6 protein-coding genes are annotated in these 9,259 nt (G+C 39.8%); all 6 read right to left on the bottom strand.

What is annotated here, in order from left to right:
• Nucleotides 1–88 precede the first annotated feature (88 nt).
• From GQR46_RS00995 to GQR46_RS00970, 6 genes are read right to left on the bottom strand one after another with little or no spacing between them, the layout of a single operon-like run.
• Nucleotides 89–1,258, bottom strand: coding sequence for a hypothetical protein (locus GQR46_RS00995; protein WP_240922880.1), 1,170 nt, complete (start codon nucleotides 1,256–1,258; stop codon nucleotides 89–91).
• Nucleotides 1,259–1,284: 26 nt separating this feature from the next.
• Nucleotides 1,285–5,166 carry a toxin VasX gene (locus tag GQR46_RS00990; protein WP_165739418.1) on the bottom strand — a complete coding sequence of 1,294 codons (3,882 nt, stop codon included), beginning with the start codon at nucleotides 5,164–5,166 and terminating at the stop codon, nucleotides 1,285–1,287.
• Nucleotides 5,163–6,188 (bottom strand): DUF4150 domain-containing protein, encoded by a 1,026-nt coding sequence (locus GQR46_RS00985; RefSeq protein WP_165739416.1) that lies wholly within the window; start codon nucleotides 6,186–6,188, stop codon nucleotides 5,163–5,165. Before GQR46_RS00985 ends, GQR46_RS00990 begins: the two co-directional genes overlap by 4 nt.
• On the bottom strand, nucleotides 6,185–7,084 hold the full coding sequence (locus GQR46_RS00980; protein ID WP_165739414.1) for a hypothetical protein: 900 nt from the start codon (nucleotides 7,082–7,084) through the stop codon (nucleotides 6,185–6,187). The genes GQR46_RS00985 and GQR46_RS00980 overlap by 4 nt, the downstream gene beginning before the upstream one ends.
• Nucleotides 7,074–8,105, bottom strand: a complete 1,032-nt coding sequence (locus GQR46_RS00975; RefSeq protein WP_165739412.1) for a DUF2169 domain-containing protein — start codon at nucleotides 8,103–8,105, stop codon at nucleotides 7,074–7,076. Before GQR46_RS00975 ends, GQR46_RS00980 begins: the two co-directional genes overlap by 11 nt.
• Complete coding sequence (locus GQR46_RS00970) at nucleotides 8,095–9,255, bottom strand: hypothetical protein (RefSeq protein WP_165739410.1); 1,161 nt, start codon at nucleotides 9,253–9,255, stop codon at nucleotides 8,095–8,097. Before GQR46_RS00970 ends, GQR46_RS00975 begins: the two co-directional genes overlap by 11 nt.
• Between the last annotated feature and the right edge of the window lie 4 nt (nucleotides 9,256–9,259).

Raw genomic sequence — 9,259 nt, 5'->3', positions numbered from 1 at the left:
AAAGTACTTTAAACAATAAAAGCTCTATTGTTTAAAGTTGGTTTTAATAAAGTAAAGCTACTATTTATGCTCAGCGCTGTTTTTTACATCACCAAACTTCATGTCTGTTTACTTGGCAGTCATCAGGGTCTAAATAAGGTTTTATCTCTTCAGGGAACCCGTGTTTTTCTGTTATATCTTTATCGATTTTGAAGTAATGCTCTATCGATTGATATAAATGAGTGCCAAGTGGAATTGAGGTATCCATAAAAGTCATGGCTGTGGCATATTGCAGCGAATCCCATTCACGATTAAAACCACCTACGTAAAATGTTGGTTTAGTGAGTCTATAATACGCAGGATACTTTAACGGCACCATAAGAGACACAAACACGCGTGAACCACCACGGGCTGAGCCGACATTACGCTCATTTGCACCATAGCAAACAATGTCTTCGTAAGGTAAATAAAACGGTTTTCTGAATAATGTATGCGGAGTTTTTACAAGGCCAGTATGCCGATTGAAGTAAAACTTATCTCGGTGCGATAATATGGCGCGGTATTTATGCATATAAAAACCTATAATAAACATAGGGGCATATACAGCAAATGGCACCCACCGATAATCCTCCCACACAAAGCCAATAACAACCAAGTCAACGAAGAGAAACATAACTGCAGCGACCATCAGCAAGAAGCTTAGACCAGTAAATAAATTTGACCACCCTCCAAACCATGAAATAGCAAGTTGTTGCCCATCAGAGCGAACCCAGTGCCCCTCGAGTGTTGAGCCACGATTAGGCGACTTGAGCTCTGCTGTATATTCATCAGTAAAACGCTTACTTTTAAACGTGCGGGTTTTAAATCCGCAGCCATTGAGTACTTCCGCTTTTTTTAATCGCGTTTCATAACTGTCTTTATGTAAGTAGTCTCTTGGTAGTCGCTCTTTGTAGGTTTGTCTATTATCACGGTATTTACTTTTGTTATCGCCTCTCCTTTCGATTTCTTCCATTTTCTCTGGGTTATTTTTTCTAAATTCTTCAATGCGCACTACATCTTCTTCGTCTAAGGCCAGTTGCTTTATGGTTTTATCTTTTGCTCTTGTTGGGTCTCTATTTGGATTTTCAGCGCACCACTGTTTAATTGCGTTAATACGGTTTTCTCTTTTTATTTTTTCTCGTTCTTCGTGAGTTAAACCATCTTCCTCTTCAGCAATGTGGCGCTCAACTAGCTCATCAAGTATTCTTTCGTCCTCTGATCTTTTATCATCTATGTTCATAGTTACTCCTTTACACGATCTAATTCTTATAAATTAATTACTGCTTGGCTAATTACTTGACCAATGCGGTGACTGTACTTGCGGTCATCATTGAAAGACAGTAATCCAGGCTTTTCACCCGCTTTGTAATACTCAATTGGTAAGCCATAGGTACTATTAAAACCTTGAATAGTCGGTTGGCCTTTGCCATTTGGGTATACTGTGGCTTCTAGTTTGAGTTCTATATGGTCGCCTGGCTGCAAACCGAACTCAGTCAAAAATGCATTATAATTTATTTCTGCTTGCCACCCTGTTCGTGCTGGCTGAAGCATCCATATCGCACCTACTAATATGGGGGAATTAAGAGGAATTTGTTTAAATTCTCTATGCTTTGTGTAACGTGACATTTTAAGTTGTATTATTTCTGCATATTTTTTAGCTGCTTCAACATCATAACCACGATAAGGTACAATTATATTTGCACCTGTTGGATTAACTATCCGCCAATAGAGCTTTGTATCGACACCTTCTTTTACCGCAGCAACAGGAGTGGATAAACTAATTGAAATAGTTTTAGCTAAGTTGCTTGCAATCAGTTTTGCATAGGGCTTGTAAAGTGCATTATAAACATCGAGTAGTGCTAAATCAGGGCGACTTCTCCACTGTTCGGCTCGTACACTAGTCGAGCCATCATTAATAAAGGGCGCTTTTCCCCATGGGCATGCATGTAGCCATGCCTCAATTTCTGACTCACTAAAGTAATACATTAAGCCTGCCGCAATTAGAATTATCACTAAGCCTGCAATGCCAAATACGGCGATCAATGCTGATGCCCCTTTGGTGATAATTGCAATGCCAGATGCGGCAGTCATGCTTAAAAAGCCCAAAGCCATAACTGAGTTTGCCGTGGCAAGACCAACATTGCCCTTGTTATATTCATTAACCGCGTCCCTCACAGCCACATATGTACTTATTGCGCCTGCAACAAACGTCGCTGCATTAGCGGCATAAGATAAGGCTACCTTCGCAGAAATAACACTGACTCTTCCTCGTAGTATTTTTTTACTAAGCTCGCTAGCAGGCACTTTATTGTCAGCATATAAAATTAACTGACCAGAGCTTGGCATACCATAACGCCGCTCTACCAAATCTTTACCAATATTCACCATAACATCAAGTAAATCTAAGGCTGCCGATGCTTTATCCATAGAACTGACGCCATCACCAGTTATAACGGTATAAAAATTAATGGCTTCTAGCCCAGAAACAAACGGCAAAACACCAATGCTAGCTAAGCCAACTTTCCCCGTTTGCTGCTTACCCAATGCTGTTTTCGCGTACTTTTTGAGGGATTTATTATGATCTTTATATCCAGTTAAATCCCAGTTTGTTTTGAGCTGAGCACCTTCAACCGCTTCTAAACCATCTTCAAGCCTCTTCACTACTCCTTCCAATGCAGCTAGCTTATTTTTATCAAGCGCCACCATCTTTTTTATAACTTTCTTCTTGGCGCTGTCTGATTCGTAGTATTGCTTAGTAACCATGGCCTCTAGTTCATTCAAAGAACCATCTAAGCTAGTAATAAGGTCTAATCGAGCGGGTATCGTCACTTTATCGTTAACTTTAAGTTTAACAATGGGCCGCGTTCCGCCATTGCCTGGGTAACTACCTTGGCTCAGTGCTTCATCAATACCTTCGGTTATTTTATTAAATTCTAAAATTCGTTGTTCGGCACGCTTAGTACGGCTGTCAAAATTAAGCGGGACTACTGAATCGGGTAAGTTTCCTTGATAATAATCGTTAACATCAATATCAATCTCAACGAGTAAACCATCAGAAACCATGTGCGCGAGATGCATTATTTTTTGATAGGGGTTGTACGACATCGCAACTGACTTAATACGTGCCTCACTATTAAGCATGTCTAAACCCACACTTTTTAGCGTCGATAAATGCGCACGGGTGACACTACTTTTTGTTTTTGCTTGTTTAAGCAGTGTTTTATAATGCTCTAGTTCTTTGTTTCTTTGTTTAAGCTGCCTGTTTAATTGCTCGGTGATGTCATCGCCATCTATACCTTGGTTACGCGCTTCCTGAATGAGATCATTGCGTGTCTTTTCAGAACTTTCAATTTCACTTTGTTTATTTTTTATCTGTATTTCTAAATTCTTTGTTTGCCGCTCAAGTTTATTACTTTCTCGCTGTAAGCTAGATTGTTTTTGCATACGGGCAGTAAACACATCTTTAATTGTTCCGCCACCTTGAGACATAGAATAAGTGGCAGATGGTACTTCCATAATAATATTAAAAAAGCCCCATACAGCTTGGCTACTCCTACGTAATACCTGCGTTAAATCGCCTTCTATATAACCATCAAGTTGATCATCTTGCTTCTCCAAAGTCTTAAATTCATCAATAGAAAAATCAATGTTTTTAGGGTCTTCTTCATCTCGAAAACACTTATATTCAGTTAAATTAGGCTTACTACTGGTTTCATCAGGGAATAGTAACTTATGTAGTTTCAATAAATTTGAACGGTCACTGGTATCCTCCGGGTGTGTACCTAACACTTTTAAGATTATATGTTGCCCTAGATCATTACTATCGATTTGCTTAAGCTTTTGCGCGTCTTGGTCATACACTACACTTGAGCGAAGCAAGTCTGCCGTTAAATCTTTCAAAGGGGCTAATACGTCACACATAAGTTGATATATATCGAGTCGTCGGTTACCTGAGTGGTATGCATAGTCTCTTGCACATTGATAAAAGCTAGAAGCAGTATCTTCATCCTCTATAAGGTCTTTTACATTGGCTCTTAGCTCATTGATATACTCACCAAGCACAAGCACTTTTTCTGTTGCTAGAAACTTTCTGAATGCTGTTTTATCAAATTTATTTTCTACCCACTTTTTATAATCATTAGCAATGTCCTGTTCTTGCTCAGAGACACTGTCTTCACCATATGTTGCTAATTTGTCAGACACAGATTGCGGAAAAGCAAAAAAGGTTTGTTGAACAAACGATGCTAATTCAAGCTCACCTCGCTGCTCTTTTGAGAGCTCATCAACACTCGAAACCGTTTGTCCATTTGCTACTTGCTCTATCGGTAGTGAACTAATCACTGAGCGAGTAAGCGTGATATCTGCAGCGGCTTGTCTTACTTTTCCTATTGCGTCAGGTATAACGGGGCAATAGACTCCAGCTTTATTTACAACATCGAGTGCAACATGCTGAGGTAACTGATTACTATTATAGCCTTGCTCAAAATCACCAAGCTTATCTAACGTAAACAATCTGTTGCTTCGAAGCTCTATTGCATCAGCATTATTCTCACCTGGCTTAACAGGCTCTCCATAGTTTAACCTTGGGTCTTCAGGTTTAAGGCCTCCAAATAATTGAATTTGTTTCCACGACCACTGCACTTCAGAAAAAGCAATTTGTACTTGGCAGTTACTTCCATTAAGTTTGTTCGGTACTATAATCGTTTTAAGTGTTTCACCAGTCGCCTCACGAAAACCTTTATTTGTTTTCCAAGTAAGAGAGCCTTTCTGCCAAGCAAGGTTAATATCATTAAACCTTGTTACATCTTTATCTGTCGTTACCTTAAGTTCTCGCCATAAATGTCCATCTAAATATACATATAGAAAGCCATTCCTTAGGTTATTTTTATTTCCATCAATTTCATCATCAGAATGCGCGTAGCGAAGAGGAAAAATATGAACAAGCTCAATATCCGCTGCATTATCATCTGCATCTCTAGCATTTATTTTATAAAGCGGTATCTTATAATAACCTTCTTGGCGACCGTCAATTGACTTATCCTTCACCATTAAAGATACGCTTTTACCCCCTTCAGATTGGCTCTCAAATACCAGTTCTCTATGTTCAGCTATAATATTAACTTTGTTAGCTATACTCATATCACTCATATTATCGACACTCCATCTTCATCTAACTTTTCTGACCCTGATATTTTTATGACTATTTTTTTACCGGCTTGCTGGTCAGCCAAACTATCCCTCATTTCCACACTTAACCCTCTTGGTGATGCGCCACCTGATTGCGCTAGCGGCATAGGCGGGGTGTTTTTTGAGTTTGAAATCATTAAGTCGCCTTGGCGCACTGCGGGTTTGCCTTCAATGAGCACATTAAATGAGCCTATAATAAATTCAGCTTTACCATCGTTAGTGCCACTCATTAGGCCTTTTTTATCACCTGGCATATCACCCGTACTTTTTGAAAAATTACTTTTTATATTGGCAGCACCATTACCATTTATTTTTACTGACCCCGCCACACTTGCTACATCGCTTGCTGCGGCCATATTTGGATAAGGAATTGGGATAACACTTGGGCCTACCGTCGTTAAACATATATCAATAGTGCTTAGCTTGCCGCCGCTACTTTGGTGCACTGCGGTGCGGCCATTAATTAATACATTTTGCCCTGATACTGTGGCTACTTGCGCTGCTTGCGATTGTGTATCTTTGGTTAACTGTTCTTGACTGCCGGCTTGCCACCCTAAGTGACTTGAGACTAAATCTAAAAATAGCTGCGCGTCTGTTATAGGGGTATTAACGTCCATACCCGTTTGTGGCTCGTTCCACGGCAAAATAGGTTCGTTTTTTTCATCATCCCATTCTGGTGGCGGAATTATATAGTCGGGTATGAAGGTGTTTACCATTTCACCGAGTGTTTTTTCACGGTATTTAGGGCGTGCTATTTCATCTAAAAAAGCAGCTTCACCGGCTTCTCTGTCTTCAAAAATAGCAACATTGCTGGCTTTACCTAATGCGCCGTTACTTCGTGCGCTATTATTAAGTCCTAACAAAGTTGGGTTGTTGTGTCGCCATGTTAACGATCCACCTGAGCGCACATCGGCGGTTAGCGCGTCTACATCGTACTGAACACTACCCGCTTGTTTACCTGCGGCTGCATTAATGTATGTCATGAATTTTCACTCCTTGAAATTTTTATTAATTGCTCATTGGGTGAATTAAATAATAAAAACACATGATTTAACCCTTCACTTAATGGGTTATTTAAATAGCTATGCGTAAGTACTAACCCTGTTAGGTTATTAGCAACACCTTGATAACCTATTGTGTTGTTTAAGTCTGCAAGCTCTAGTAATTCATCTTCTGGGGTATATAGCGTTTGTGTATTAGCAAACCATTTTTTTTGCCATGCTAACGACTGTTTACCTGCAAATAAGTAAGTATCATTAACGCGAGCTTCTGCTTGGTTAAGCTGCTCACTTAATTCGCCATTAAAAAGCTGTGCTTCTAGCCCACCTTGCCCATGTGTAAGTAATGCACATCCACCTTCACCATTAATTATACCTGGGGGGCCATTTAAAACTTGCACTACATTATTTTTTGCTTGAGTACTCACATACTGGTAACTAACGCATGAATCTACGGCGATAATGAGGGTATCTGGCGCTATGCTTTTTAAATCAAGCGTTGTAGTTTGTTCAAAATCAGGGACTTGCTGCGAAATCACCTCAGCTAAAAGCTCACTGAGTGTATCGTCACTTATTACTGGGTTGTTTAACTCATCCTGTGGTAATACAAACACTATTTGGCTTATGCGGGATGTTTTTCTAAGTGTTGTAATATCAATATTTTCAAGCAACTGACTTAATAACAGTAAGCATTTGGTTTGCCTATCAAGCTGAGCAAGCTCTTCTATTTCTACCATTATGTAGGGGGCATCTAAGCTTATATCGCAACGTATTAGCGCTTTACTCGGTTTAGAAAACAACATTTGATTTGCAACAGCGGTATACAAGCTACTTGGTGTACATCCACTGGCATTTATATGGCAAAGTACATCAAACTTCATTGTTAGTTTCCTTTTTTGCCACAACTAACTGGCTATTTGCGCCTACGTGTATTGCGTCAATATAACCGCGCCATAACAAAGAAAAACTCTGCGCGTCAGAATCAATAACCAACGTATCGCAGCGCAAACTAATGGTATGTCTGTTTAATGTGTTAACTAGCTGAACAATAGGCTCTTCAAATGGAAGCTCAACTCGCTGATGCTGCCCATAAGCTTGTAACGGGTATAACCCTGAAAGTGAAAACGCCCACCCTTGTGTAAACTCATTTCTTACTCGCTGATCTAGCGGTGCCATATTGTTAAAATGTTCATCAAGTACTGTTTTAAACGGGTAATTGCCTGCCATAAGTGCTTTTTGATCAATGTCGGGCATAAGCTCTATACGCGGTGACCAATGTGATGGTATAGCTGAAAAGCTTGCAACTGGGGTAGTATGGCTCGGTTTACGAAGTAGTTGGTTTGCGTATTCAATGCAAGGTAATTGCTGCCCTTTTGCTTGTTTGTTTTTAAGCTTAAACCCTCTCCCTATCGGATTTTCAAGCAGATAATTAGACTCATCGTTAAAGTCTTTTCCACCAAAGGCATTACTGTAATTAATGGGTGTAGGCTCAATAATATTAGGATCAGTTGCAACAGGCCCAAGTAAAGAGCGCTTCCAAAAGCGTGCGCCAGTTACACGTAAACGCTTTTTAAATAGTGGCTGCGTTTTATTATGAAGGCCAAGCTCTACTTCAATCACTCGTGCTTGTTTGGCTTTGGGTGGGTAAGCTGTAAAGTCGCCATACACTTCAAAACCTGTTTTAAAGGCGACTTGCTCGTTTACTTCACTCAGTGGTGTATATGCGGGGTCGCCATCGTAGTCATCAGCTAAAACAATATCGGGGCCGGGCTCGTTTGGTGTTACATTGCCTTTTTCGTCAAATTCAAAGTTTTGTTTTACAAGGACAACTTTAGCCAACGTACGGTCACTCAACCAACCATCAAAAAAGCTAGCCTGCCAAGGAGAAAAGTTATTCAGCACTTGGGCTCTCCGCTATAACACTTTGCCATTGTTTGGCGCTCAGTAATACATGGTACAAACCACAGGCCTTTTGCAAAGAATAATGTGGTGCTACAACGCGTTGCACAACTTCACCTGCAAGCATTTTTAATTTTTGTTTTGCATTACTGCACACAAAGCTAACGCCGTTTAACAATTGATCCCCAGGCACTAATGCAAACGCTTGCCTTGCATGCTCTGCATCATCAAGGTTTATGCCGCTGTGTACATTTTTTTCGTTATTTGGTTCTACTACAGTTACTTTGTTTGCTTGGGCAAGCGCTCTGTTAGTAATAATTAGCCATGCTGCGTAAGCTGGTTTTTGAGTTACCCCATGCGCCATTAAATTAATAAATAAAGGCAATGCGCGCTTATATACAAAGTGGCTTAGTACATGCTGGCAAAGCCCGGGGTTAGCTTTACAAAAAAGTAGGCAAGGTTCATCCCAGCGCGGATCGTTAGTAAGCCCTGCTAGGGCAAGTAATTTTGCTTTTTTGTCGTCATCATTTGTTTTAGCAAATACTTTAAATAGTATGTCTGATAAGTTACTTGTTTTATTACAATAGGCATTCACGAGTGCTGCATAAGCAATATCAAAGTTAGTATGTAACATGGCATGGCTAAGCTCTGTTTCGCTTAAGTGCTGTGAAAAAAGTAAAGTAATCGCGTTACTATCAAGCTGTTCTTTTTCGTTGAGTACACTATTACGCAGTGCTTTATTATCATCTAACTGCCAATAACCAAGTAAGTGCTGTAATACACTGTAATAACTTAAATGTTTATCCGACTTTAAAGCTAAAAAAGTTTCGCCGCTGTTAAGTTCACTTTTTAAATTAAGACTTTGTAGCAATAGCGTGTAGATACTGTGGTGCTCTGGGCTTTCTATCGCAAGGGTAATAAATTCATTAAGCGCTAAATGACTTACTTGTGTTAAATTTTTACCTGCAAAGTAATCTGTGGGTGCATCACTTTTTAAATCGCTGAGTGTGTATAAATGATTTAGTAATTGGCTTTCAATTACATTGAGTCGAGCAAGCGGATAAACACCTTGCGCTTGCAACTTTTGTTTGTGTTTTAATAGAGTAGTTAAACGCTGCTGATGCTGCTTAACTTTAGCGACTTGAGCAAACATAGTG

Source organism: Pseudoalteromonas sp. Z1A6 (assembly GCF_011378745.1).
GTDB classification, from domain to species: Bacteria; Pseudomonadota; Gammaproteobacteria; order Enterobacterales; family Alteromonadaceae; genus Pseudoalteromonas; species Pseudoalteromonas arctica.
Note: the sequence above shows the minus strand (reverse complement) of the source record. Positions and strands in the feature narration are given on the sequence as shown.